At 44.1% G+C, this 24360-nt stretch carries 24 protein-coding genes; 8 read left to right on the top strand and 16 right to left on the bottom strand.

Features of this window, described 5'->3' with window-relative positions:
• Positions 1-443 precede the first annotated feature (443 nt).
• Positions 444-1616: a sporulation protein YhbH gene (gene yhbH / locus BUC05_RS00800; protein ID WP_011246321.1), complete on the bottom strand. Its 1173-nt coding sequence runs from the start codon at positions 1614-1616 to the stop codon at positions 444-446.
• Between the two features lie 334 nt (positions 1617-1950).
• Between yhbH and BUC05_RS00795 the strand changes: the two genes are divergently transcribed.
• Entirely contained in the window at positions 1951-2694 is a 744-nt protein-coding gene (locus BUC05_RS00795) for an AAA family ATPase (protein ID WP_035204439.1), read from the top strand.
• A gap of 32 nt (positions 2695-2726) precedes the next feature.
• On the opposite strand, the gene lepB is transcribed toward BUC05_RS00795, so the two are convergent.
• Positions 2727-3296 (bottom strand): signal peptidase I, encoded by a 570-nt coding sequence (gene lepB / locus BUC05_RS00790; RefSeq protein WP_011246319.1) that lies wholly within the window; start codon positions 3294-3296, stop codon positions 2727-2729.
• A gap of 93 nt (positions 3297-3389) precedes the next feature.
• The gene (locus BUC05_RS00785; protein ID WP_011246318.1) at positions 3390-5285 is read right to left on the bottom strand and encodes a PrkA family serine protein kinase; all 1896 of its coding nucleotides are present in this window, start codon (positions 5283-5285) and stop codon (positions 3390-3392) included.
• Positions 5286-5434: 149 nt separating this feature from the next.
• Here BUC05_RS00785 and BUC05_RS00780 point away from each other — a divergent pair, with 149 nt between their 5' ends.
• The 3 genes from BUC05_RS00780 (at position 5435) to BUC05_RS00770 (ending at position 8544) form a co-directional block, all read left to right on the top strand.
• Positions 5435-7279, top strand: a complete 1845-nt coding sequence (locus tag BUC05_RS00780; RefSeq protein ID WP_073303933.1) for a transglycosylase domain-containing protein — start codon at positions 5435-5437, stop codon at positions 7277-7279.
• Between the two features lie 355 nt (positions 7280-7634).
• On the top strand, positions 7635-7949 hold the full coding sequence (locus tag BUC05_RS00775) for an antibiotic biosynthesis monooxygenase family protein (RefSeq protein ID WP_011246316.1): 315 nt from the start codon (positions 7635-7637) through the stop codon (positions 7947-7949).
• A 37-nt stretch (positions 7950-7986) separates the two neighbouring features.
• Positions 7987-8544: a YufK family protein gene (locus tag BUC05_RS00770; RefSeq protein WP_011246315.1), complete on the top strand. Its 558-nt coding sequence runs from the start codon at positions 7987-7989 to the stop codon at positions 8542-8544.
• Positions 8545-8586: 42 nt separating this feature from the next.
• Here BUC05_RS00770 and trmL read toward each other — a convergent pair whose 3' ends face one another.
• Positions 8587-9060 (bottom strand): tRNA (uridine(34)/cytosine(34)/5-carboxymethylaminomethyluridine(34)-2'-O)-methyltransferase TrmL, encoded by a 474-nt coding sequence (trmL, locus tag BUC05_RS00765; RefSeq protein WP_011246314.1) that lies wholly within the window; start codon positions 9058-9060, stop codon positions 8587-8589.
• Positions 9061-9169: 109 nt separating this feature from the next.
• Positions 9170-10060 (bottom strand): amidase domain-containing protein, encoded by an 891-nt coding sequence (locus tag BUC05_RS00760; protein WP_011246313.1) that lies wholly within the window; start codon positions 10058-10060, stop codon positions 9170-9172.
• 107 nt (positions 10061-10167) lie between these two features.
• Between BUC05_RS00760 and BUC05_RS00755 the strand changes: the two genes are divergently transcribed.
• Positions 10168-10629, top strand: coding sequence for a GNAT family N-acetyltransferase (locus BUC05_RS00755; RefSeq protein ID WP_035204437.1), 462 nt, complete (start codon positions 10168-10170; stop codon positions 10627-10629).
• Positions 10630-10826: 197 nt separating this feature from the next.
• Here BUC05_RS00755 and BUC05_RS00750 read toward each other — a convergent pair whose 3' ends face one another.
• Together BUC05_RS00750 and queG are read right to left on the bottom strand one after the other, a co-directional pair.
• Entirely contained in the window at positions 10827-11354 is a 528-nt protein-coding gene (locus BUC05_RS00750; protein WP_011246311.1) for a methylated-DNA--[protein]-cysteine S-methyltransferase, read from the bottom strand.
• A gap of 40 nt (positions 11355-11394) precedes the next feature.
• Positions 11395-12546, bottom strand: a complete 1152-nt coding sequence (gene queG / locus BUC05_RS00745) for a tRNA epoxyqueuosine(34) reductase QueG (protein WP_011246310.1) — start codon at positions 12544-12546, stop codon at positions 11395-11397.
• 86 nt (positions 12547-12632) lie between these two features.
• Here queG and BUC05_RS00740 point away from each other — a divergent pair, with 86 nt between their 5' ends.
• Both BUC05_RS00740 and BUC05_RS00735 read left to right on the top strand, forming a co-directional pair.
• Positions 12633-13187 carry a hypothetical protein gene (locus tag BUC05_RS00740; RefSeq protein ID WP_011246309.1) on the top strand — a complete coding sequence of 185 codons (555 nt, stop codon included), beginning with the start codon at positions 12633-12635 and terminating at the stop codon, positions 13185-13187.
• 54 nt (positions 13188-13241) lie between these two features.
• Entirely contained in the window at positions 13242-13703 is a 462-nt protein-coding gene (locus BUC05_RS00735; RefSeq protein ID WP_011246308.1) for a Dps family protein, read from the top strand.
• Between the two features lie 95 nt (positions 13704-13798).
• Here the strand turns inward: BUC05_RS00735 and BUC05_RS00730 are convergent, their stop codons facing one another.
• The 6 genes from BUC05_RS00730 to BUC05_RS00705 form a co-directional block, all read right to left on the bottom strand.
• Complete coding sequence (locus BUC05_RS00730; protein WP_063608285.1) at positions 13799-14848, bottom strand: M42 family metallopeptidase; 1050 nt, start codon at positions 14846-14848, stop codon at positions 13799-13801.
• Positions 14849-14917: 69 nt separating this feature from the next.
• A complete protein-coding gene (locus tag BUC05_RS00725; RefSeq protein WP_073303930.1) occupies positions 14918-15664 on the bottom strand; it encodes a hypothetical protein in 747 nt (248 codons plus the stop codon).
• Positions 15661-16359 carry an ATP-binding cassette domain-containing protein gene (locus BUC05_RS00720; protein ID WP_035204429.1) on the bottom strand — a complete coding sequence of 233 codons (699 nt, stop codon included), beginning with the start codon at positions 16357-16359 and terminating at the stop codon, positions 15661-15663. Before BUC05_RS00720 ends, BUC05_RS00725 begins: the two co-directional genes overlap by 4 nt.
• On the bottom strand, positions 16356-16736 hold the full coding sequence (locus tag BUC05_RS00715; protein WP_142237501.1) for a GntR family transcriptional regulator: 381 nt from the start codon (positions 16734-16736) through the stop codon (positions 16356-16358). Before BUC05_RS00715 ends, BUC05_RS00720 begins: the two co-directional genes overlap by 4 nt.
• Before the next feature lie 145 nt (positions 16737-16881).
• Complete coding sequence (locus BUC05_RS00710) at positions 16882-17640, bottom strand: ABC transporter permease (RefSeq protein WP_073303927.1); 759 nt, start codon at positions 17638-17640, stop codon at positions 16882-16884.
• Positions 17637-18560 carry an ABC transporter ATP-binding protein gene (locus tag BUC05_RS00705; RefSeq protein WP_011246302.1) on the bottom strand — a complete coding sequence of 308 codons (924 nt, stop codon included), beginning with the start codon at positions 18558-18560 and terminating at the stop codon, positions 17637-17639. Before BUC05_RS00705 ends, BUC05_RS00710 begins: the two co-directional genes overlap by 4 nt.
• A 355-nt stretch (positions 18561-18915) precedes the next feature.
• Here BUC05_RS00705 and BUC05_RS00700 point away from each other — a divergent pair, with 355 nt between their 5' ends.
• Positions 18916-19422 (top strand): MepB family protein, encoded by a 507-nt coding sequence (locus tag BUC05_RS00700; protein ID WP_063608282.1) that lies wholly within the window; start codon positions 18916-18918, stop codon positions 19420-19422.
• A gap of 112 nt (positions 19423-19534) precedes the next feature.
• On the opposite strand, the gene BUC05_RS00695 is transcribed toward BUC05_RS00700, so the two are convergent.
• From BUC05_RS00695 to bglX, 3 genes are all read right to left on the bottom strand, one after another.
• Positions 19535-20362: a helix-turn-helix domain-containing protein gene (locus BUC05_RS00695; RefSeq protein ID WP_073303924.1), complete on the bottom strand. Its 828-nt coding sequence runs from the start codon at positions 20360-20362 to the stop codon at positions 19535-19537.
• Between the two features lie 366 nt (positions 20363-20728).
• Entirely contained in the window at positions 20729-22108 is a 1380-nt protein-coding gene (locus BUC05_RS00690) for a glycoside hydrolase family 32 protein (protein ID WP_073303921.1), read from the bottom strand.
• The gene (bglX, locus tag BUC05_RS00685) at positions 22101-24356 is read right to left on the bottom strand and encodes a beta-glucosidase BglX (protein ID WP_011246298.1); all 2256 of its coding nucleotides are present in this window, start codon (positions 24354-24356) and stop codon (positions 22101-22103) included. Before bglX ends, BUC05_RS00690 begins: the two co-directional genes overlap by 8 nt.
• Between the last annotated feature and the right edge of the window lie 4 nt (positions 24357-24360).

Here is a 24360-nt window from a genome sequence, read left to right as displayed (position 1 = left end):
AGACAGCAATCGAAAATAGATGTTTAACAGGCCTTTTAAGAAAGGGAGAACATTCACGGTTTAATGGAAGCAACGTTTATGGATGTACTTTTTTCTGCTATACTTTTAAAAAAGGAGTAATGCTTCATGCCTATCATCATGTTGGTTGCAATTTTTGTTGTTACGTTTGTAGTCGTTTTTTTGTTAAGTGGCGTAATCGACACACTTTTGAAAAACAACCCTAGTATAAAGCGGTGGTTCCTCTCATCACTGGCAATTACTAGCATCATCTTTGTGTTTATCTGGACTACAAATCTCATTTAACGTTGTCGTCAAAAACAAATGTTCTAGCAACGAATTCATCACGATCATGCTTTAACAAGTCGCTAGCGATGCGTTCATTAGAACAAGAGATATAAAACGAATAAAATAGTGGCCACTTTCGTTGCAAAAGGAAAAACCCCCTAAACGGGGGCTTCCTCTGCCGATTTTTGAAAGAAAAATTTTAGGGCGTGGTAAACATCGCCTTTTTCTTTTAAAATATAGTGCATAAAACGGGGATCTGTGATGTTTTTGTACGCACTCATTAATGTCGAATGGCGCGAATATTGATTGACTTCCCCGTAGCCAAACAAGTTGGAACGATCCATCAGCTGGTTAACTAGTTTTAAGCAACGTGCGTTATCAGACGTTAGGTTATCACCGTCTGAAAAATGGAATGGGTAAATATTATACGCACGTGGGTTGTATTTCTCGTCAATCAACTCTAGCGCTTTCCTATAAGCGGATGAACAAATCGTCCCCCCGCTTTCTCCCTTTGAAAAGAAATCCTCTTCGCTTACTACTTTCGCTTCTGTATGGTGAGCGATAAATTCGATTTCAACTGTTTCGTATTTTGTACGTAGGAAACGAGTCATCCAAAAGAAAAAGCTGCGTGCCATATATTTTTCAAACCGTCCCATTGAACCACTTGTATCCATCATCGCAATAACAACTGCTTTTGATTCTGGCCGGATCGTTTCCGTCCAAGTTTTAAACCGTAAATCGTCATTGTAAATCGGCATAATGTTCGCTTTGCCATTTAAAGCGTTGCGCTTAATGGCGGCTAAAATCGTACGGCGTTTGTCGACATTTCCCATTAACCCTTTTTTGCGAATATCATTAAATGCAATATCTTCCACTACGAGCTCTTGTTCTTCTTTTTTTTGTAAATTTGGCAATGCAAGCTCAGAAAAAAGCATTTCTTCTAACTCCACGATCGAAACTTCAGCTTCATTATAATCTTCGCCTGCTTGATCGCCTGCGCCTGACCCTTTGCCAGCGCCTGCCTGTTTGTCACCATTTGGATCACGAGCAACGATATCGCCGATTTTGCTGTCGCCCTTCCCTTGGCCAACATGTTGGTTTTTGTCATAGTTGTAACGAATTTTGTATTCATCTAACGAGCGGATCGGAATTTTGATCACGTCTTTTCCATTGGACATCACAATGTTTTCTTCACTAACTAAGTCAGGCAAGTTTTTTTTGATGGCGTCCCGTACTTTTTCTTGGTGTCGACGTTGGTCTTGGAACCCTTTTCGATGGAGGGACCAGTTTTCCTGGGAGATTGTGAACTGCCGGCCGTTGTCTTTTTCCATACCTTCCCTCCTCAGTAAGGTTTGTTTACGTTTATCGATTGAAAGTGGAACGTTTCTAGTTGATTGTGCATATCATAAACTGGTGCAAAATATTGTTGCATGGCTACTTTTCTTATCCTATGTAAGACAAGAGCAAGAGTTGCCAAGAAATTTTTATTGGACAAGCCAAACCGCGCCATGGTAACGATGAAAAGGCTAACTGATAATAAGCATTTCGTATGTATGCATTTTGCAAAGGCCTCGTTCTTGCACCGCTAAAACCTATCAATATAAAAGCAGGCTCCCCCCTTTCGTACATTTTTTGCTACACTAATGTAAAAAGCAGGGAGAGCCTATGATACCTAGACATATGTACATTACACAGTTGCACTACGACAAGCCTGCTAATGGGCGACATCTTGGTTTTCCTCATACCCTTCCATTCCTGCAAGGCTTTGATAGTCTTTCTTTTAAAAAACCTGTCACCATTTTTGTCGGCGAAAACGGAACAGGCAAGTCAACGTTGATTGAAACACTAGCAGCGTTAATGGAATTAAACCTTGAAGGCGGCTCAAAAAACCACCGTTTCGAAACAGAAGCAAGCCATTCCAGTCTCTACCAATATTGCCGCTTAACTAGGGGGGCCTATCGCCCACGCGATGCTTACTTTTACCGGGCAGAGACGTTTTATAATTTGGCTACAGATATGGATCAATTTGCAGAAGGGGAAGGAGTGTTATCACAAGAACTATTTGGCCGCAATTTACACACATTTTCTCGTGGTGAGGCAATGACCACGTTAATGAACCATCGCTTTTTCGGCAATGGCTTTTATTTGATGGACGAGCCAGAAACTGGGCTGTCTGTAAACTCCCAGCTTCAAATTCTCCTTGCCATCAAGGAACGAATCGCCAAAAACTCGCAATTTATTTTCGCGACCCATTCGCCGATATTGATATTGTATCCAGGAGCACAAGTGTTTCAACTAAGTGAAGGCGGCATTGAGGAAATTGCTGCAGAAGAGACGCAGCTTTTTAAAGATTGGCGCATGATTATGGAACGGAACTCCTATTTTATTCACCAACTCTTTTCTGATTAAATGCAAAAACGAGTGCTAAAAGCACTCGTTTTTCAATCCATATAGCCAAATTCAGATACTGGCCAAAAACGCAATCCGACTTTGCCGATGATTTCATCTTCATTAACTGGGCCAATAACACGGCTGTCTAAGCTAGCAGGGCGGTTGTCACCCATTACAAACACATGGTTCTCTGGGACGGTTTCTTCAAATGAGTAATCTTCCGTATACGCAGGCCCTGAATAAGCAGCTTTTGCTTCTTCCAAGTAAGGCTCTTCGATTTGCTCGCCATTAATGTAAAGGATGTCGTCCTCAAATCGAATGGTATCGCCTGGTAAGCCAATCACCCGTTTGATGTAGCTATCCTCTTCCGTCGCATGGAACACAATGAGATCAAACCGCTCAGGCTCGCCAAATTGGTAGCTTAATTTATTTACAATAAAACGCTCACCGTCATGAGCAGTCGGCACCATTGAGACGCCGCGAACTTCAAAGCTGGTCATCACAAATGTCCGGACTACAAACGCAAGAATAAGCGCAATTGCAATCGCCTTTACCCAGCCCCAAAACTCTGATTTCTTTTCCGCTTCTGCCACTGCTGTTCCTCGCTTTCCGTCTTCCATTCATGAGCATCCTGCTCGCCTTTTTATTAACGTATCATTAATTCAAAAAAAGAACAAGAAATCCTCCACGAGGCGATGCGGAGGATTTCTTGCCTACCGGTTCAAAAGTGAGCCAACATAGCGGAGCAATTCGTTAGCTGAAACTGAGTTATAGCCATGTTCATCAATGAGTCTTGCGATGACATCATTCATTTTTTTCAACTGTGATTCATCTGGCGTTTTCACAGAAGTCGTGATTTTTACAATATCTTTCAAATCGGCGAATAGCTTTTTCTGAATCGCTTCACGCAACCGTTCATGGGAGTTGTAGTCAAATTTCTTCCCTTTTCGGGCATAGGCAGATATGCGAATTAAAATCTCCTCACGAAATGCTTTTTTGGCGTTTTCGGATATGCCGATTTGTTCCTCGATTGAACGCATCAGCTTTTCGTCTGGCGACATTTCTTCTCCTGTAAGAGGGTCGCGGAGTTTGTTTTTGTTGCAATAAGCTTCCACATTGTCAAGGTAATTGTCCATTAGCGTCTTCGCTGATTCATCGTAAGAGTAGACGAATGCTTTTTGCACTTCCTCTTTGGCAATCATATCGTACTCTTTGCGGGCAACTGTAATGTAGTCGATATACCGTTCTTTGTCCTCCTTAGAAATCGAAGCATGGGCGTCAAGCCCTTCCTTAATCGAACGAAGCACATCCAACGCTGAAATCGATGTTAATTGCTTACGGATAATCGCTGACGAAATGCGGTTGATCACATAACGGGGGTCGATCCCGCTCATGCCCTCGTCAGGAAACTCGGCCTGCAATTCTTTCACATCCTGGCTGTTGTATCCTTCAACCGCTTCCCCGTCATAGAGCTTCATTTTTTTCACTAGGTCAATTCCCGCCTTGTGCGGCTCTTTTAAACGAGTTAAAATCGTAAAGATAGCTGCTACCTTCAAAGCATGGGGGGCAATATGGACATGAGCTAAGTCGCTTTCAGCGATCATTTTTTTGTAAATCCGTTCTTCCTCCGAAACTTTTAAGTTGTAGGGGATTTTCATGACGATGATTCTTGAATGGAGTGCTTCATTTTTTTTGTTGGAGATAAACGATTTGTACTCTGATTCGTTTGTATGAGCTAGTATGAGTTCATCAGCTGAAATTAATGCAAACCGCCCTGCTTTAAAATTGCCTTCTTGTGTCAACGACAGCAAATGCCATAGAAATTTTTCATCGCATTTCAGCATTTCTTGAAATTCCATCATACCGCGGTTTGCCTTGTTTAACTCCCCATCAAAGCGGTATGCACGCGGATCGGATTCAGACCCAAATTCAGCAATGGTTGAGAAGTCGATGCTTCCTGTCAAATCGGCAATGTCTTGGGACTTTGGATCTGATGGCGAAAAGGTGCCAATCCCGGTGCGTTTGTCTTCTGAGAAAAACACCCTTTCCACTAAGACATCTTCAATTCGCCCTCCGTATTCCTCCTCTAGCCGCATCATATTTAAAGGCGACAAATTGCCTTCAATTTTTATGCCATACTCCTCTTCAAAGTCTTTGCGCAAATGCAGCGGAATCAAATGGAGAGGGTCCTCATTCATCGGGCAGCCCTTGATGGCATAAACGGCGCCTCTGTCGGTGCGTGAATAGTTCTCAAGACCGCGCTTCAACATCGTTACGAGCGTCGATTTCCCGCCGCTAACTGGCCCCATTAACAACAAAATCCGCTTGCGGACATCGAGTCGTTTCGCGGCCGAATGAAAATACTCCTCTACCAGCTTTTCGAGTGCTTCCTCCAGCCCATATATGGAATCTTTAAAGAAGGAATACACTTTTTTTCCGTTTTTTTCTTCTACGCCAGCGTCTTTTATCATATTGTACACGCGTGAGTGGGCTGTTTGAGTGACCCATGGCTTTTCCTTAATTAACGCTAAATAATCGGCAAACGTCCCTTCCCACTTTAAGCGTTCTTCTTCTTCTCGGTATTGTTCAATTTTTTTTAGAATATCCAATGCGTATACCTCCGTCCTCGTGTAAGCGAGATTACTTAACGTTATGCCGAATGACGCATGAACATGCTACTTTTTGAAAATTGAATCTCTGTCCGTCCCAACAAAACAGTGGTATACTAAACCCATATTAATAGAAAGCGAGTTTTGTCATGAAAACAGGGACAGGCTGGATATTAATTGCGGTTTTAGCCTTATCGACCGTTTTTTTATTTTCCAACGTAACGGCAGAAATCACAAACGTACAATCAGTAAGACAAATAGTCAATGAGCACATTGACCGCGACGCCCTCTACTTGTCTTCTAACAGTACAATTGTTGATGCCAATGGCCGAACGTTTGCGGAACTAAATAACGGAACGAACCGAGTTTACTTGCCTTATAGCGATATTCCAGAAACAGTCATTCATGCTTTTATCGCCACTGAAGACAAGCGTTTTTTTGAGCACCACGGCTTCGATGCCACAGGCATTGCCAGAGCTTTTCTTGCGAATGCAAGCGAAGGCGGCATTGACCAAGGGGCAAGCACCATTACCCAGCAAATGGTACGCAATATCTTTTTAGACCATTCCCGTACATATGAGCGAAAAGTGAGTGAACTGCTTTATGCCTATGAGCTGGAACAACAGTATTCTAAGGAAGAAATTCTTGAGCTTTATTTAAATTCCATTTACTTCGGCAACGGCGCTTATGGCGTTGAGGCAGCGGCTCAGCTTTATTTCAGCGAAACAACGAACCAGTTGTCCCTTGCGCAAATCGCGTTTTTGACAGCCATTCCGAATAATCCAACTTATTATGATCCTTTTAAAGACGAAGCCACACATACCCATGAACGAAAAGAATGGGTCTTGCAAAAGATGGAAGAGGAAGGGTTCATTACGTCTGCTGAGCATAACGAAGCATTGGAAGAATCGATCGTCTTACATCGTTCCCAGCTTAAAAACGAATTTCCTGATTACAGCGATTTTATCTTAGCTGAATTTAAAATGCTTATCCGCCAACTAGAGAATATGGAGGAAGCGCCAAGCGAGGAAGTCGAAACGCGCGTTAACGAACTGCTGAAACAAGGGGTAACGATTGAAACAGCGCTTGATCCAGACCGGCAACAGCGGCTAGTCGACAGCGTGGTTCGAGAATTGCCTGACAACGCACAAGGAGCTGCGATGGTGATCGATAATGATAAACGTACGATTGTCGCGATTAGTAACGGAAGAGGCTACGAACGGGGCAACCTCATGTACGCGACACAGTCGTTTCGCCACCATGGGTCCGCTTTTAAACCATTGATCGACTATGTGCCTTATTTAGAAGAAACAGGTGCTCCGCTAACCGCAACTTTTAACGGCAATCCATCGCCTAACTGTGCTCAAAACAGCAGCAAACAAACAGTTGGCTGTGTGAATAACTACAATCATGCTATGCCTGGCGTTGTCACAATGCGAGAAGCATTCAAACATTCCTACAATGTCCCGGCGGAATACATGCTGGCGCAAGTCGGCGTCGAAAAAGCGTTATCTTACTTAGAGCCTTTTTCTTTTAGCAAACTTAATGACGAGGAGCGCGGCCTCGCTCTTGCCTTAGGCACCGTTGATGTCTCCGTTTATGAAATGGCCCAAGCCTATTCCACTTTTGCACACGACGGCAAATTTGCTCCAGCACATGGCATCGTTCGCGTTGTTGATGAACACGGGGAAACGCTCTATCAATGGGACGATGTGAAAGAAGTGCTTGTCTGGTCAAAGGAAACAAATGACAAAATGCGGACGTTGTTGGCGGATGTAATCGCCTCAGGGACAGGCAAAGGAATTACGTTGGGGCAAAATGGCTACATCGGCGGAAAGACAGGAACGAGCAGTCAATACCGCGACCTTGCCTTTTCTGGACTAACCGACAAATACACGGCTTCGGTATGGGTAGGAAGGGATGAAGGTTCCGTGGAAGACTTGTCGCCAAGACGACCAGCAATGAATATTTGGGAAACGGCCGTACGCGAGTAGCCTGGCCATCAATGGGAACGAAGATAAACGGACGTAGAGAGGGTTGATACCATACAAAAAACCGGTTCCCGACTCACGACTAAAGACAAGCGCTCTATTTAGTCTAGTATGGCAGGGTCTTCCGGTTTTTTGTAACGGGCTATTGTTTATGAGGGTTGTCCTCATAGCCTCCAGCAAAAATTGAAATTAAAAAGACGACACAAACGCTCATCATCAAAAACGTTCTCATTTTTCCTACTCCTCCTCGCAGGGGCTCGGCTGATTCCATTTCATTATAGCGAATCTGCTCACACTTGAAAAGCATTCCAGTAAACTTTCTAAAACGTTTTCACTTAAAAGAAAGGGTTTTTTCACTATGTATGTTGTCATGAATGAATTGCATGTACCACCAGAAAGAAAAGCGGTGCTGACTGAACGGTTTCGTCAATCAGCAGAGCGCATGGCAGAGGTGCCAGGTTGTTTAGAGTTTTTGTTCCTCACAAACATGGAAGAAACAGGAAAGCAAATTGTTTTTACGAAATGGGCGTCAAAGCAAGATTATGAAAATTGGCTTTCCAGCCCTGCTTTCGCTAATGCTCATTCTGGCAAATCAAAGCAAGCAAAGCCTGCCGCTTCTGCTAATGAGCTTTTTGCCTATGAAGTCGCCCACTATTTTTGCAAAGGCGACTAAAACACCACGATCACCATTTTGTGTTAAGGAGACGACCATGACAAATCGGTATTTAACCGGACATCTTCCATTAATCAGCATATTGCTTTTTAGTTTAGCGTTATCGCTATTTGGCCAATCCTTTGCCATTGGCTGGCTTGAAGAGAATGGCGTTCTTGCCAGCATGACAGAGTTGATCCGTGAAAACGAAATCCGCCTTGGGGTCACGATTCTGTTTTTATTGGCCTTTTTTATGCTATTTTCGGCTTTAAAATTGATTGCCGATACAGTGTTTTCACTGTCATTGCTGTTTTTTTCAAAAGATGAAGAGGGCGCGCTTTGGCAAAAGGTACAAGGCGGCGCCTGGATTTTTCTTGGGGCAAGCATCCTATCCCTTGCTGCCGTAAAAATGATCTTTGCCATTTTGTTACTATTTGTTGCTGCTGCCTTTAGTTATTTGTTGTTTGCCATTTACCGAATTGCCGACTCTTTGACGATTCCAGGCTTAATTGGTTTTGTTTGTTTTCAGCTTTTGTTTTGGGCCGCGTTTTTAGTTACCATCATTTATTTCGCTATCCGCCTTTATAATTCATTTGTCGCCAGCCTTCCTTTATAACAGCATGAACAAGCTCGCACACAGCAACGAGGCGAGCTTGTTTTATTGGACGTTTGGAAATCCTTGTTGCCTTAATGCTTCATACAAAACAATTGCAGCTGTATTGGATAAATTAAGGGAGCGGATTAAATCGGTTTGCGGGATACGGAGGCAGCGTTCAGTGTTTGCCTCTGTTAGATGGTTAGGCAAGCCTGTCGTTTCCTTGCCAAAGACAAAAAAATGGTCAACCTCTGTGTTACGGAAATCAAAGTCCGTATATGGTTTAGAGCCAACTGTCTCAATATAATAGAAAAGCCCTTCTGGATAAGTTTCAAACAGTTCTTCAATCGAATCATAATAGTGAATCGTAACATTAGGCCAATAATCGCAGCCAGCCCGCTTCAACATCCGGTCTTCAGTGGAAAACCCAAGCGGGCGTATTAAATGGAGCGTCGCATTGGTTCCTGCGCATGTGCGGGCAATGTTTCCTGTATTTGCTGGAATTTCAGGTTGGTATAGGACAATATGTAAACTCATGAAAAGCACCTCGGTCTTTACTCAAATACCGCCATTATAGCATGTATCACATTCTTTTCCTAGTTCTCTTTGCCGTCCCCTAATACAAGTTGCCACAGTTTAAAGCCTTCTAGTCAACGACAATGCGAAAAAATTTATATTGGATATCTGGTGTATAAGCAGGTGAATTTTGGTAAGTCCAATAACGCATGCGGCTATTGACTGTTTGCGCATTGACGAGAGGTTCATTGCGCAAATCTTTCGCTACAACAATTGCGGTATGATCCCATCTCCCCGACCCATCAAAGTCATAGCAAATGACATCGCCAGGCAACAATTGGCTTGCTCGTTGTTTTTCCTCGCCACGGAGTCCCTTTTGGGCGCCGCTTAAATACCAGCGAAATGAATGGGCAACAGACCAGCTTAAACTCATCGATTGGCTGTTTTCATACCACCAACCGTGGTGTGTGTTGCCTTTAGCAGTCATTGGAGCACCTCCAGCATACAGGCATTGCGATATAAAATTGGTGCAATTGTCTTCAAAGCGCTTAAATGCGGGGTTATAATCATTCCACCACCTTTCCGCGTATCGGACTGCATCACGGCGGTTGTACTCACGGTGCTTTTGACTTTGCTCGTCTCGCGCCCCCGCGCTTTCATTTTGTGCGTCTTGCACTGGCCCTTGGAGCAGACGGACATCGGCACGTAGCCTTCCCTCTGTAAAGGTTGCCCTACGTTTAAATACCCTTTCTTCCATATAGCTGCCTTCATCTTGAACAATCAACCGTTCAAGCAAAATCGCGTAATCGACTTGTGTCACTTGTTCATGGGTGCGTACCGAAATGATGTCCCCTGAAGCTTGGGAACGGACGACTTCTGCCCCCCTTTTTTCCATCTCTTTCCGCTCTTGTTCAATTGCTTTTTTTTCATCATCGTCAAAGATGGACGCATCTCCTCTTACATACGCTTGGTTCATTTTCTCTACACGGTCATGAATTGCTTTTACGAGTTTCTTTTTCATCGCCATCCTCCTCTCTTCCAATCATATGGCGTTTTTTAAAAACAATGATTGAATAATTATTTATTAATATGTATAATTAAACAAAACGATTACGGAGGCCCTTCTAAATGATACGGTTCGCACAACAGGCAGACGCCAACGCCCTTCATCATTTATTGCAACTTGCATTTAGCAAATATGACACCGAATTGACCGATACACCAGCCCTTGCAGAAACGCCGACCTCTCTAAAAGAAAAGATTGCTTCAAGTCACAAGGCACTCCTTGTCTTAAAAAATGGGCAAATTTCGGCAATGTGTTTATTTCAATTCGCAAATCGCCGTTGCCATTTTATCCGTCTCTGTGTCCACCCGGCATACCAAGGTCAAGGGCTGGGTACTTTGCTTCTGAAAGAAATGGAACAGCATGCGAACGCCCAAGGTTGTTCCTCAATGTGTTGCCAAGCACGGAAAGCCAACTGTGCTTACTACGAAAAACTAGGCTACAGCATTTTTGGGTACAACGCTCAATCTGACTTGTATTTGTTAAAAAAGATGCTCAAGGAAAGGCAAACAAGGCAGTGTGCATAAGCACACTGCCTCCAGACTGTAGACAAACGCTCGCATACTTCGTCGTTTGCCTCACTCATCTACTCATGAACCCCCGTTCTATTCGCATCTTCCCTCGGCTGCACTCCTCGTCTGACAAACGTTTTCTATCAGTCTGAGGGCGGTTATCGACTTTGTCGACAACCTCAAGGCAGCGTGCATAAGCACACTGCCTTGTTTTATGAGGATATTTTTAATGCTCCTTCGAGGCCTAGTAATAGTTGCTTTTTCGTCAAGCCGCCTCCGTACCCCACCATTGCCCCATTGCTGCCGATTACTCTATGGCATGGGATCAATATAGGAAGGGGGTTTTGATTATTGGCGCCTCCCACTGCGCGAACGGCTTTTGGCGCTCCTATTGCCTGGGCAATATCTTTGTACGATTTTGTTTTACCATAGCCAATATTTTGTAGTTCTTTCCACACTTTTAGTTGAAACGGCGTACCGATTAAATCGATGTCGGCATCAAACTCAACACGGAGACCATTAAAGTATTCGCGCAACTGCCCACAAATATCAAGATCTTCATTTTCGTCTAAATGAATCCATTGAGGCCGGATTCCCGCTTTTGACAGCTTTGCCGTAACTTGTGCTTTGTTTATTTCACCAAAGTGGATTTGGCAAACTCCTCGCTCCGATGCGACAATGGACAACAATCCAAGGGGACTCTCCATTTCTTTGACGTACATTTGCTTAAGCGAACTCATGCCATTCCCTTCTTCCCTGAAAAGATTAAAGCCGTCTTTATTATTGGGACCCATTCTGTTTTTTCAACAGATCGAGCCCTTTTTCGATTTCAATTTGCACAAGCTGGTCCGTTTCTGTCTCTTTCGCTTTTAGCAGCGCTTTTTCCTCTTTTTCCGACCCGCCAATTTTGCCAATCGCCCAAGCTGCCGTACCACGGATAACAGGCCGAGGATCAGAAGCAAGCAATTCACACAGTTTCGGCAAAGCGCTTTTTTCCTTGTAATGAGCAAGAGCGATAATGGCATTGCGTTGGATCGGCTTTTTGCCACGCCATGAGCCTGCCATATGGCCAAACTGCTCTTTAAATTTACGATTGCTTATCGACAACAACGGCTCTAGTAATGGTTTGCACAGCTCTGGATCTGGTTCCATTTCTTGATGGTGATGGCTGTCGATTCCTTTATTATATGGGCATACTAGCTGGCAGGTGTCCCACCCGTATAAATAATTCCCGATTTTTTCCCGATACTCATCAGGCATAAATCCTTTCGTTTGCGTTTGGTACGACAAACAAGCCTGTGCATTCAGTTCCCCGGGACCAACGAGAGCGCCAGTTGGACACGCATCAATGCATTTTGTGCATGAACCACATAAATCTTCAAGCGGTTCATCTAACGGGAACGGCAAGGATGTTAATAAGTTGCCAAGGAATACGAAGCTTCCAAATTCAGGCGTAATCGTAAACGTATTTTTCGCTGACCAGCCTATGCCGGCACGTTCTGCCACAGCTCGGTCAGATAAAGCACCTGTGTCAACCATTCGCACCATTTCCGTTTCCCCAACCCGTTCGCGCAAAAATGCCTCCAGTTTTTTTAAACGGTCATTGAGGACGGTGTGATAATCTTGTCCCCATGACGAGCGCGAAAAAACGCCACGCCTTGCCCCTGGAATGCTTTTAGGCGCTTTTTTCATTTTTGTCGGATAGGCAACGGCAATCGAGATAATCGTACGTGCACTTGGCAAGCTCAGCCGCGGATCGACCCGTTCTTCCAATACCGGATGTTCAAAGCCTGAAGCATATCCTTTCTCTTGGTGCTCGATTAAACGGTCTTTTAATGACAGAAATGGCTCAGCAGATGCAATTCGCAGTTTATCAACGCCGATTTCAGCGCTATAAGCGAGCAAATCAGCTTTCAGTTGGGCGTAATCCATGCCCTTGTCTCCTTTTTTGCAATACGCTTTTATTGATTTAAGCAACCGATACGACGATAATGAATATATCACTTTAGGAGGTCGCTATGACGATTGGTTTGCTTTATTCCTATCATATCGAAATTGGCCCATCATCACAAATGTTAAAAGGACGTCTCCAGTTTTTTCAAGAATTGCTGCACTTTGATTTGCAAGATGCTCCGCTTAACGCTTTTGTTGCACGAGAAAACTGGCCCCAAAAAGGGACGCTCCATCATGAGGCCTTGTTTGCCTCGCTTCAAGAAGGGGACTTTTTTAAACCGGTCCATTCAGCAGTGGACTTGACTCGTTTTTTTATGCTTGAGTATAAATTGCCAATTACTTTTCATGACGCCGATTCCCTGAAAACACCGTTAATGGTTGATCCAAAACGGGCTACTGTTTCCGACCAATTAGGCTTGATTTCCAGTCCAGATACGGTTGCTTTGCGAACAGAAGCATCGGAAACGACGACAAATGGACTGCATGTTTTTTACTTTCCGAACCATTTACATGAGGACAAGCGCTTGCCTTTGCTCCAAGCAGCGGGCAGCATGTTTACCCATGTACATGGCGGCAGCACATCGATTCAACTTGTGGAAAGTTCGTCATCCGATGTTTAAGAAAATCGCGATCGGGTATAGTAACGGTAGGCTTACCATAAGGAGGAATCATCCATGGCACAAGAAAAAATCCAACAATTATTAAACAAACAAGTAGCAACTTGGAGTGTTTTATATGTGAAATTGCATAACTACCATTGGTATGTGAAGGGCCCGCACTTTTTTACACTCCACGAGAAATTTGAAGAGTTATACAATGAAGCTGGAGAAACAGTGGACGAATTGGCAGAACGCCTGCTTGCCTTAAAAGGTCAACCGGTGGCAACAATGGATGAGTTTCTGCAACTATCCGCGATAAAAGAGGGCGATAAAACGCTGTCTCCTGATGAAATGGTTCGTGACTTAGTACGTGATTACGAAAAAATTTCTGATGAGCTTAAAAGCGGCATTGACACATGCGGCTCTCTTGGCGACGATGCAACCCAAGACATGCTCATTGGCTTGCAAGAAAACATCGAAAAACACGCATGGATGCTTCGTGCATATACAAAAGAAACGTCGGACATTCGCTCTTAAAAAAGCGGCATACAAACGAGATAATGCGAGCGTTTTGCTATAGTTTAAAAGCTGCCCTTTGGCAGCTTTTTTTATGTGCAAGCCCCATACGCCTCTTAATGGTTCATCTCCGAATAAGTGTATGCACATAGAAGGCGATAGGTGGCTTCCAGTGAAGATTGATGGGTCCGTTCCATCGAATGGGAACCTTCAATGCCTGGCCCAATTAAGCCATGGACTAAATCATGGCCTGCCTTAATAGCAGCAGATGCATCTGAGCTATAGTAAGGATAAATGTCTAATTTGTATGGAATCGACTCTTGTTGGCATAGCGAAACAAGGTGTGTCCGCAATCCATAATGGTACGGGCCGCTTCCGTCTTTCGCACAAATGGAAACAGTAAATTCATCGGTTTGCTGGCCGTCGCCAATGGCACCCATATCGACGGCAACATATTCAATCACCTTTTCGGGAATCCCAGCGTTTCCGCCGAAACCAATTTCTTCATTGTTTGAAATGAGGAAATGGGTCGTATAAGGAAGCTTGATCTTGCTGCCTGCAAGTTGTTTCATTAACTGCAAAAGCAAGGCCACACTCGCTTTATCATCCAAATGGCGCGATTTAATAAAACCGGATGGCGTTTGCTCGAAACGAGGAGCAAAACTAATGAAATCTCCTACGGCAATTCCTAATGCTTTCGTGTCTTTTTCATCATGGACAGCGGCATCAATTCGCACTTCAATATTTTCTTCATTCCGTTTTGCAGTGTCTGCGTCCTTGTAAACATGGACCGAAGATTGATGCATGACAATCGTTCCTGACACCGTGCTTTTGTCTGATTTATGGATCAGGCAATATTCTCCTTCAATGGAGTGAAACGCGTATCCGCCAATTTTGTCAATCGCCAATCGCCCGTTCTCTTTAATGTCTTTCACGATCGCCCCTAATGTATCAACATGGGCAGTGAGCATTCGCTGCTTATCATTGTTTTTCCCATCAATTGTGGCAAGGAGCGCCCCTTTATTTAACAATTGCGTCTGGATCCCGACATCCTCCAAAAAACGCCTAATATAGGCGATCGCTTCGCCGGTATACCCTGAAGGGCTTGGAATGTGGACCAAGTCTTTCAAAATGGAAATGATCCCCTGGAGTTCTTTATCATACATTTTGTCTGTTCCTTCTTTCTATATAGCCTTCCTCTCATCATAGCGACTTTGCTACAAACTCGCAATTATTCAAAGTTCCAATTTGCGTGTGAGAAAAACAGATACACCCATGTAAACAAAAACCACTACTAGCGTATCGATAAGCATTTGCCACGGACTCGTCTGTGAAAACAGCACGATTGGATTGCTGTCATAAGGCACAGTGGTATTTGCTTCAAATTTAATGGAAATATACGGATAAAAAACCCAGACAAGAACAATATAGACAGCAATAACACCTACTTTTTTCCAGCTGCGAGGGATGCCTAATAAAAGAAACAACAATAAAAATACAATTAAAATACCGCTAATAGGGCTAATAAACAGCGCCCACAAATATTCCCAGCCAAACACTGGCAACATCTCAAATCCTTTTATCATTCGAGTCGCACTTTCTACGCCTGATGTCCAAAGTGTCATCACCAAGAACAGCGAAAAAGCAAGCACCATTTGAATATATTGCCACCCTAATACAGCCAATATTTTGCTCGCCAACTTCACATGGATCGAGCCAGGCATGGCGTACCAATCATATTGGGTGCGTTTCCGCCACTCTTTCCAAATGGCTTCCACAGCGATGGCTAAACATAATACAAACACGAAAACAAAAAACAATGCGCCTGCCGCCGTCAACGCTTGTATTCCAAAAGGTTCGCCAATTCGTACTTGCAATGCTTTTAGAAGAATCACACCAGTGAACAAAAGCAAAAAAATGATCGTGTTCACAGGAAGCAACATAAAAAAATTACGTTTCAGATAGAACCAAAATACGTTCATTTTTTGCCCACCTCTGCAAACAAATCCTTGAGGGACTGTCCTTTCTCTAAGCGCCATTCCTCTAAATCAGTAATAACATCTGCTTCATCCTCGCGTAAAAAAATGACACCATCAGCAAGCATTTCTACATCTTCATACGCATGGGTCGCCATGATAATCATCCGTTCTTCTTCCACTAGAAAATCTGTTAACACAGCAATCATCGCCTCTTTTTTTGCTGTATCAAGATTAGCGAGCAATTCGTCAATAAAAATAAAAGGCTTCGGCTTAGCAAGGGCAACGATTAACGAGAGCAAGTGTTGCTGCCCTTTTGAAAGCGCCCCCCATTTAGTCCCTTCTTCCAATCCGGCTGTTTTGCACATTTCTAACGCACGGCGATGCTGGAACGTCTCGTAAACCGCTTTTTGGTCATGCAAAATCGTTTTTACCCGTTTATGGGGCTCGAAACCACCCTCTTCTGAGACATAACTGGCTAATTGAACACGCGCCGCTCGCTTATGCTCGCCATCGAGGGAGATACGGCCCTTTCCAGCCGGCGCAAGTCCTGCACATACTTTTAAAAATGTCGTTTTGCCTGCACCATTTGCGCCTAGAAGTACGATAAAGCGATTTTTTGTCATCTCTACTGATAAATTTGCAAAAACACGCTTTCGGCCATATTTTTTTTCCAGTGATTCGACCACTAGTGCACTCATGGGTTTCCCATCTCCTTTAATGACCGTTCTAAAGAGGCGCTAATTTCTTGATTGGAAAAACCGAGCTTTCTCATGAATGTAATTAACGCTTGCATCTGCGCATCAGCCAATGTTTCCTTCAGCTGTTTAATCACGGTTAAATCGGTTGTTACAAAAGTACCTTGACCCCTTTTTGAGAACGTAATTTGTTCACGGTCCATTTCTAAATACGCCCGTGAAACAGTGTTTGGGTTTACTTGCAATCGTTGTGCCGTTTCCCGGACCGAGGGCAGCTTGTCTCCAGGAGCCAACTCGCCGCTGCATATTTGCTGATAATAATATTCGGCAATCTGTGTGTAAATAGCCTTATTCGGATCAAATTGCATGCTGCGGATCACTCCCCCCTCTTATCTAAATGAAATAAAGCCAGGCGAGTTACGCCTGGCCCAGACTGTAGCCAAACGCTTGCATCCTTGGCTTCGTTGCTCACCTCGGCTGACAAGCGTTTTCTATCAGTCTGAATTTAAACGCCCGACTTTTTTATTAAAGCACATCTCGCTTTTGAAAAACAACATGTGCCACAAGAAGAATCAAGGCAATATGGGCAGCTAAAAAGCCGAGTGATGCCCACATGCTTGCAAACGGCTCCGGCATCGTCCCCAATTCATGATAGTTGCTGTAAAAATCAATATGAGATAGAACAATCCACTTCGACCATTCGTATCTTACAATAAAAAATTGCACAATTGAGCCGAAAAACATCGGTAAAAACGTAATAATGATTGTTAAAGCGGTGCTTTTTGTGAGGACAGCAATCAATGTTGCAAGCGCCATATAAAAGACAAGCGTCGGCAACTGATAAAGGGCTGTCGCAGCTGTATCTTTTGCGATCTCCAACACAGTTGCGTCTGATTGGAAAACAAGAATTCCTGTTACGGTTGTGATAAGAACAAGAATCCCAAAGGCAAGCCCTGCCAAAAGAAAATTGCCTGCCCATTTGCTTATCAAAACCTTCGTCCGCGATGTGGGGCGAATTAACAATTGTTTGACCGTTCCATGCGCATGTTCGCCTGCAATAGCGCCTGCAATGAGAACAACCCCATAAAGCATAATAAAAGTTGGAAATAACATGACGCTTATTTCAGAAAAATCTTCGGCAGCAATCGTTATGTCAGTGTTTGCTTGGACAAGAAGAGCGATGCCAAGTGCCCCTACCATGAAGACAGCCATTACAATCGAAAATAGCCACATTTTTCGCCCGTACCACGACTTTAGCCACTCATTATGAATAAGACCGATCATGAGACATCCTCCTTTTGCCCTTCTGTTATTGAAAAATAAGCGTCTTCTAAACGATTGCGGTAAGACATGCCATAGACATTGACTCCTGCTGCAACGAGGGCATTAACAAGCTTTGGTATTTGCTCATACGGTTGTTTTTCTAGTTCCAATTTCCCTGCGACTTCCCCTACTTTTCCGAAGCCAGCAAGCACACTTTTTGCTTGCTCTACAGGCTCTGCTTCAATTTGAATATTAAAAGTTGCCGCTTTTTCTTTAACAGCAGTATTCATTGAAATTTGTTCGATGACTTCCCCATGTTTAATGATAATGGCTTTATCACACAACATTTCGATTTCGTTTAGTTGATGGCTTGAGACAAGCAACGTGACGCCGTCTTCTCGTGCGAGCCGTTGCAAATAGTGACGCAAATCACGGATTCCTTTCGGATCAAGGCCGTTTGTCGGCTCATCAAGAATAAGGACGGAAGGCTTATGAAGCAAAGAGACGGCAATGCCCAGCCGTTGTTTCATACCGAGTGAATAAGATTTGACTTTTTTTTGCATCGCCCCTTCTAGCTCTACAAGCGTGACCACCTCATCGATCCGTTCTTTTGAAACAGGAGTAGCGCTCATCCGCGCAAAGTGCTCAAGATTTTGTCGTCCTGTTAAGTAGCCGTACAAATCTGGATCTTCGACAATGGCACCAATATGCGCCAACGCCTCTTCACGGTTCGTGCGCACTGATTTCCCTTCTATTTCCACATCTCCTGAATCAGGGGCAATTAAGGAAACAATCATACGAATTGTAGTTGTCTTCCCTGATCCATTTGGCCCTAAAAAGCCATAAATCGCTCCCCGTTCCAATTGGAATGACATGTTTTTTATAATCGGCTTTTTCCCAAGCGATTTATTAAGTTCTTTTACCTTTAAAGGGTACTCCATTTTCTCCACTCCTCACCCTATGTTCTAGTGTTCTATTTAAATAGTACACTAATATTAAGCTGGTTGCAAGAAAAATAAAAAGCTACTTCTCGGCATGTAACCATATACGTTCCCGCAGGTCTTCTTTAAATTTTAGGCTCTGTGAATTTGATACGTTTCCAAAATGCTGTTACAATAAGAACGAACGTTCTCTCCCAAAGGGTTGAACTGAGCAAAGTGTTTCGTTATTTAGGTTTTATTTCATTAACGAAGCAAGATGTTTAGATATAAAACGTAATAAAACAAGAAAATTTATGATTAGCGGATTCTAGAAGGCATTGGATGACGTAGTATAAAAAATAAGGAGTACAAAGCAGTGAATGAATTTTATCAGGCGTTAACATATGTAAATAAAATTTTTTATGAGCCAAATCACTTAATTATAAATGCTATTCAAGAAGAAGCGCAAAACTCAGATTATGGAGCTGGTATATTTCAACTACATTCAAAATCGGTTAGATTTAGAGTCGCAAAAATCACACCTAACAAGATAGGACAGTTTGTTGTTTTTTGGGAAAAAGATCAAGCCAATAAAAATCAAGCCTTTTCATATGAAAAGGCTACTGATTTATTGGTTATCAATACTTTTACTACTGACAATCATTTTGGCCAATTCGTATTTCCGAAAGAAGTTCTTGTAAAACAAAATATCCTTAAAACACCCACTACAAAAGGAAAAATGGCTATTAGAGTTTACCCTAGATGGGAACATCCCGCTAGCAAACAAGCGCTTGAAACACAAAAATGGCAGTTAGTATACTTTATAGAGGTGAACAATACAAATCGTTTTCCAGGACAAGAACTATTAAAGCTGTATTCTTAACTAATTCCTAAGTTGGCTAATTAGTAACTAACAGATGCGTTATTGAAGAAGAACAATCAAATTTAGAAGAGCCACAGGTTTGATCCTTTTCTGATACACCTTCAACACTGCACTAGTACATGTCAGTTGATTTTTTATATTCATAAGGGGTTTTCCCCATGACTTCCTTAAATACTTTTCTAAACGATTTCACGTTAGGGAAGCCGGTTTCATAGGAGATCTCTGTAAGCGACTTGTTCGTAGTATCGAGCAAATCAATTGCTTTCTCTAGACAAAGGATCTGCTTGTACTCCGTAAATGTCTGCCCTGTATATTCATGAAACATTCTGGACAAATAAGCCTCAGAATAACCGCATATGCGGGCAGTTTCGGCCAAACTGATGTTTTCGGTATAATGCTCTTTAATAAAGTCTAGAATCGTTTGGATTTTTTGTCGATCGGATCTGCTAGTAGCAGGGGAAAGCTCGGCTGTTTGGCTAAAATGGCGCGCCAGCCAGTATTTCAACTCAATGATCCGGCTTTGTGCCAGAATATAGTCATACGTGCCCGTTGAATAATGAAGGTTGTATATTTCCATAAGCAGCGTTCTTAGATTGGACAGGACCTGCTCATCCAGCTGTTCTTCCGAGGTGTTCAATTGGATAAGAACTTGTTCGCTGGCAAAAAAAGATTCCGGAAAATACAGCACTAGCACGCGGTTCTCCGTAAGACTTTGAGTGGAGTGGGGGACATTGCTGTTTATGAACAGCATATCCTTATCCATTAGAGTGGTAACTTTTCCTTCGTGCCAGACCCGCAAGCTTCCGTTAATGCAGTAAATCAGTTCCATGTTGCTGTGAAAATGCATCGGAATAACTCTTTCTGTCGTCCTCGCCTGGAAAATAAAGAGGTTAATCAGCTTTTTACGATCGATTTCGATATGTTCATACATCTTTTTCATTTTGCCACCCCGTCACCAAACCGTGAACATGAACCTGCTTGGTTCCTTGGAACTAGAACCAGTCCCTTTTACCTATAGTATACCGATAGTAAAATACGCAAACAAGCGTCAATCCGTCAAAGGCATAAACGCAAAAAAGAAGGCAGCTCCGTCCACGGTGGGATCACTGCCTTCTCTTACCTGCTTGTACATTCAAAAGGGAGAGTCAGGGTACAAGGCAAGCCCGTAATGATGGGTACGTCAGAATCATTCGCTTCTGCCTCATTTATCTTTATACTTCCAGCAGGTTCAAATATATTGGGAACAATTACCGGCTAATCGCTGACAAGCCTATCATGGCGTTTTTGAGCGATGGAAAGTGATAAGTCACTCCTCGTCTATACTTTCTTGCAAGCGGTACATGCTTAAGACAGCTTCGCTGCAGTCTGACTCAAACCGCACGCTGCGCTCGTTCGTATCCTCTAGAAAGTAACGCAAAGAGAATACTTCCTCCCCTTCATTCACAAATAGCTCTATGCTGGAGCTTTCAATAAACATGTGCAATTCTGCAAGCGAATGACCGAGCACAGCTTTACGGTGTTCCTTCTCGTTCGTCAACCAGTTCGTTCTCCAGACAGTCAAACTGTTTTGCTCATGATCATAGTCGATCTGTACGGTGTTTCTGATGATGAGCCGGAAGCTGTCAGGTTGCTCCATAAACCGAATAACGACCTCAGCTGCTAGGGAAGGCAAGCTCCATTGACCGCTGTTGCTAATTCCTTCGTGCACTTCATGCTGCCTTAATAGCTGGAGCTCATGTAACGGTCTCTGATATAGCACGCCATCTGCGAAAACGATTTCCCTCGGAAGAGTCAATGCATGAACCCATCCTTCCTCGATTGTCGGGACAGCTTGCTCTGTTTCCTCCGTCATTGCGCTCATCCACCCGAACATCAAGATTCGATTGTTGACCTTGAACGTTTGCGGGGCATAAAAATCAAATCCCCGGTCGAGCTCGTTGAAGTCAGACAACGTACCAAGAAATTTCCCGGACTCTGAAATGCGCCCAACAATATAACCTGATTGATTCGGATTTTTATATTGATCGCCTTCCTCTGGCAAGCCTTGCGGGGAAAAGACAAAGACATCATGTTCAGGAAACTGGAGCACATCAGGACATTCCCACATATATCCGAATGAATGCTCCTGTTCGAGAAACGATCCCTGGCACGACCAGCTGATCAAGTCTTCGGACTTATAAACAAGCGCATCTCCCGTAAGATCTTCCCGCTGGGCCCCTACGATCAACCACCAGTTGCCTGAATCGTCTTTCCAGACTTTCGGATCGCGGACATGTCTCGTATAACCAGCAGGATGCTCGAATAACGGACCGAGTTTCTGGAACTGGTGCCCGTCTTCAGAAACAGCCGCGCATTGATAACTTGCCCGTGTCCCATCTTTGTTGATGACGTTACCTGTATAGAAGAGATAAAGCTTTCCTTCATGAACAATGCTTCCGCCGGAATAAATGCCGTCCTTGTCGTACCATTCCGAAGGTACCAATGCCGTCTCTTTCCTATGCCAGTTCACTAGGTCATCGGAAACAACATGACCCCAGCTTTTGTTTTTATGTTCGGTGCCATAGGGATTCCACTGATAAAAAACATGATACTGACCTTGGAAATAGGCAAGCCCGTTCGGGTCATTTAATAAGCCGTGTGTCGGCGTAATATGGTACTTCAAGTTATAAGCGTCACTTTTACTCATCATGTTCCCCCGCCCGTAAAGCGAAGTTGAACGTCAGCGGCGTTTCTTGTGAGCTTGTGCCGATATAAACCTCAAAATCCCCCGGCTCGCTCTCGAACTTCATACTGGTTCCGTAAAATTTAAGCATGTCTTCAGAAATTGAAAACTGGACAGTCCCCGTTTCGCCGCTCCGCAAAAAAATCTGCTTGAAATCGGCCAACATTTTTATTGGCCTAGCTACACTGGCGAATTGGTCGCGGATGTACAGCTGGACCGTTTCCTTCCCATCATACTTTCCGGTGTTGGTAACGGATACCTCGATGTCGACTGGCTTATCGGCGCTCATTTCCTTGCGGCTGACGGACAGGAGGCTGTAGTCAAACGTCGTGTAGGATTTTCCGTACCCGAACGGATATAGCGGTTCATTCGCTTCATCAATGTACCGTGAGGCAAAACGGTAAAAACCATTTTCAGGCAAGTTTGGCCTTCCTGTTTTAAGCTCGTTGTAATAAACCGGAATTTGGCCAACGCTGCGAGGAAATGTCATCGCCAGCTTCCCTGACGGATTGGCTGTTCCGTATAGGATATTGGCCAGCGCTTCCCCTCCCATTGTTCCCGGGTACCAGGCCTGGATGAGGGCATCAGCTTGGGCCGCTACTTCGGTTAAAATTAACGGACGGCCGCTGTACACGATCACAACAAGTTTTTTGTTCAATTGACTGACTTCGTGAAGCAACTTCAGTTGCGGCTCTGGCAATGTAGGATTCGTGCGGGAACCGCCTTCTCCGCTTTGGTAGATGCTTTCTCCCAACGCGAGAACAACAACATCAGCTTCGCTAGCCTTGCGAACCGCTTCCTGGAGTAACACATCCTCATCAACCGTTTCAACAGGCAGTTTGTCTACATACTTGCCAAGCGCATCTCTGGCATAATCAGGCAGGAGGTGTGAACCCCTGCATACGGAAATTTGCTCAGGATCCACGTGCTTGAGCAGCCCTGTTTTCAAATTCACCGTATCCCTTTCATCCCCCTTAATGGCCCACATGCCGAGGGTAGAGGTTTCCTCTGCGTACGGACCAATCAAAGCGATCTTTGCCTGTTTCGACAACGGCAGCAGTTCTTGCTCATTCTTTAAGAGAACAAGGGATTGCTCTGCCAAAGACCGGGCGGCCGTCTTATGTTCGTCTGACAAGATGCGCGTTGCCAGCAGCGGACGGCTTTCCTTTAAACCGCGGAATGGGTCCTCAAACAGTCCTAAGTCGTTCTTCAGCTTTAAGACGCGGTACACAGCGTCATCCAGAAGCTGCTGCAATTCCTCATTGCCGTTTATTACGTTCTCCAACTGATTGGCGTAAACCGCTGTCTTCATATCGATATCAACACCGGCCACCAAAGCGAGCTTGGCGGCTGCTGCTTCATCTTCCGCGTAACCATGCATGATCAGTTCTTCCACAGCTGCGTAGTCTGAGATCAGCACTCCGTCAAACTTCATTTCCTGCCTGAGCAAATCCCGGTTCAGCCATTTGTTGCCTGTGGCGGGGATGCCGTTCAGCGTATTAAAGGCAGTCATGACAAGCTTGACTCCTGCATCGATTGCAGCCTGATAGCCAGGCAAATAATATTCCCTAAGCATATGCTCCGACATATCTACGGCGTTATACTCCCGGCCGGCTACAGGTGCGCCATAGGCGGCAAAGTGTTTGACACAAGCAGCAATTTTGTCGGCAGGAATGCTGTTTTCCCCTTGTCGGCCTTGGATGCCGTGTACCATGCTTTCTGCATACTTCTTAGCCAACAGCGTGTCCTCACCAGATGACTCCATTACCCGGCCCCAGCGAGGATCTCTGACGATATCGACCATAGGGGAAAATGTTACGTGTACACCTTCCTCGTAACATTCCCGGGCAGCAATCGACGCCGCGTACTCAATAGACTCAAAGTTCCAACTACACGTTTGGGCGAGGGGAATCGGAAAGATCGTCCGATAGCCGTAGATAATATCCGCCATGAACAGCAGTGGGATTTTATGATTGGATTTTTCCAGATAATCGGTTTGCAGCTGAATAATTTTTTCGCGATCGGTCACGTTGAGGATCGAACCGGTGTTATATACATTATAATTTTGATGCAGCCCCAATTTTTTAAGCGGTCCTGTGACAACCGTATCTAGATCTCCTTCAAAAAAATCACCAGTCAGCTGTACAAGCTGGCCGATTTTCTCTTCAACAGTAAGACTGCCCAATTTCTCAAGCAGCTGATTATTTTGCATGGTT

The sequence above is a fragment of the Shouchella rhizosphaerae genome (assembly GCF_900142675.1).
Classification (GTDB): Bacteria; Bacillota; Bacilli; order Bacillales; family Bacillaceae_D; genus Shouchella; species Shouchella rhizosphaerae.
Note: the sequence above shows the minus strand (reverse complement) of the source record. Positions and strands in the feature narration are given on the sequence as shown.

Excerpts from the sequence above, each read along its gene's own strand:
- yhbH (WP_011246321.1), bottom strand. The coding sequence starts at position 1,616 with ATGGAAAAAGACAACGGCCGGCAGTTCACAATCTCCCAGGAAAACTGG.
- BUC05_RS00795 (WP_035204439.1), top strand. The coding sequence starts at position 1,951 with ATGATACCTAGACATATGTACATTACACAGTTGCACTACGACAAGCCT.
- lepB (WP_011246319.1), bottom strand. The coding sequence starts at position 3,296 with ATGGAAGACGGAAAGCGAGGAACAGCAGTGGCAGAAGCGGAAAAGAAA.
- BUC05_RS00780 (WP_073303933.1), top strand. The coding sequence starts at position 5,435 with ATGAAAACAGGGACAGGCTGGATATTAATTGCGGTTTTAGCCTTATCG.
- BUC05_RS00775 (WP_011246316.1), top strand. The coding sequence starts at position 7,635 with ATGTATGTTGTCATGAATGAATTGCATGTACCACCAGAAAGAAAAGCG.
- BUC05_RS00770 (WP_011246315.1), top strand. The coding sequence starts at position 7,987 with ATGACAAATCGGTATTTAACCGGACATCTTCCATTAATCAGCATATTG.
- trmL (WP_011246314.1), bottom strand. The coding sequence starts at position 9,060 with ATGAGTTTACATATTGTCCTATACCAACCTGAAATTCCAGCAAATACA.
- BUC05_RS00760 (WP_011246313.1), bottom strand. The coding sequence starts at position 10,060 with ATGAAAAAGAAACTCGTAAAAGCAATTCATGACCGTGTAGAGAAAATG.
- BUC05_RS00755 (WP_035204437.1), top strand. The coding sequence starts at position 10,168 with ATGATACGGTTCGCACAACAGGCAGACGCCAACGCCCTTCATCATTTA.
- BUC05_RS00750 (WP_011246311.1), bottom strand. The coding sequence starts at position 11,354 with ATGAGTTCGCTTAAGCAAATGTACGTCAAAGAAATGGAGAGTCCCCTT.
- queG (WP_011246310.1), bottom strand. The coding sequence starts at position 12,546 with ATGGATTACGCCCAACTGAAAGCTGATTTGCTCGCTTATAGCGCTGAA.
- BUC05_RS00740 (WP_011246309.1), top strand. The coding sequence starts at position 12,633 with ATGACGATTGGTTTGCTTTATTCCTATCATATCGAAATTGGCCCATCA.
- BUC05_RS00735 (WP_011246308.1), top strand. The coding sequence starts at position 13,242 with ATGGCACAAGAAAAAATCCAACAATTATTAAACAAACAAGTAGCAACT.
- BUC05_RS00730 (WP_063608285.1), bottom strand. The coding sequence starts at position 14,848 with ATGTATGATAAAGAACTCCAGGGGATCATTTCCATTTTGAAAGACTTG.
- BUC05_RS00725 (WP_073303930.1), bottom strand. The coding sequence starts at position 15,664 with ATGAACGTATTTTGGTTCTATCTGAAACGTAATTTTTTTATGTTGCTT.
- BUC05_RS00720 (WP_035204429.1), bottom strand. The coding sequence starts at position 16,359 with ATGAGTGCACTAGTGGTCGAATCACTGGAAAAAAAATATGGCCGAAAG.
- BUC05_RS00710 (WP_073303927.1), bottom strand. The coding sequence starts at position 17,640 with ATGATCGGTCTTATTCATAATGAGTGGCTAAAGTCGTGGTACGGGCGA.
- BUC05_RS00705 (WP_011246302.1), bottom strand. The coding sequence starts at position 18,560 with ATGGAGTACCCTTTAAAGGTAAAAGAACTTAATAAATCGCTTGGGAAA.
- BUC05_RS00695 (WP_073303924.1), bottom strand. The coding sequence starts at position 20,362 with ATGAAAAAGATGTATGAACATATCGAAATCGATCGTAAAAAGCTGATT.
- BUC05_RS00690 (WP_073303921.1), bottom strand. The coding sequence starts at position 22,108 with ATGAGTAAAAGTGACGCTTATAACTTGAAGTACCATATTACGCCGACA.
- bglX (WP_011246298.1), bottom strand. The coding sequence starts at position 24,356 with ATGCAAAATAATCAGCTGCTTGAGAAATTGGGCAGTCTTACTGTTGAA.